Below are 622 nucleotides of genomic sequence, written 5' to 3' on the forward strand. Positions count from 1 at the left end.
TAGCTAGTTGGTAAGGTAACGGCTTACCAAGGCGATGATGCATAGCCGAGCTGAGAGGCTGATCGGCCACATTGGGCCTGAGACACGGCCCAGACTCCTACGGGAGGCAGCAGTAGGGAATCTTCCACAATGGGCGAAAGCCTGATGGAGCAACGCCGCGTGAGTGAAGAAGGGTTTCGGCTCGTAAAACTCTGTTGTTAAAGAAGAACGAATCTGAGAGTAACTGCTCAGATTGTGACGGTATTTAACCAGAAAGCCACGGCTAACTACGTGCCAGCAGCCGCGGTAATACGTAGGTGGCAAGCGTTATCCGGATTTATTGGGCGTAAAGGGAGTGCAGGCGGTTACTTAAGTCTGATGTGAAAGCCTTCGGCTTAACCGGAGAAGGGCATCGGAAACTGGGCAACTTGAGTGCAGAAGAGGGTAGTGGAACTCCATGTGTAGCGGTGGAATGCGTAGATATATGGAAGAACACCAGTGGCGAAGGCGGCTATCTGGTCTGTAACTGACGCTGAGGCTCGAAAGCATGGGTAGCAAACAGGATTAGATACCCTGGTAGTCCATGCCGTACACGATGAATGCTAGGTGTTAGGGGGTTTCCGCCCCTTAGTGCCGCAGCTAA

1 rRNA gene is annotated in these 622 nt (G+C 52.4%); it reads left to right on the forward strand.

From position 1 onward, the window contains the following. A 16S ribosomal RNA gene (locus ACKTR2_RS10370) occupies positions 1-622 on the forward strand; the annotation flags it as partial.

It is taken from the genome of Furfurilactobacillus curtus (assembly GCF_045862785.1).
Lineage (GTDB): Bacteria > Bacillota > Bacilli > Lactobacillales > Lactobacillaceae > Furfurilactobacillus > Furfurilactobacillus curtus.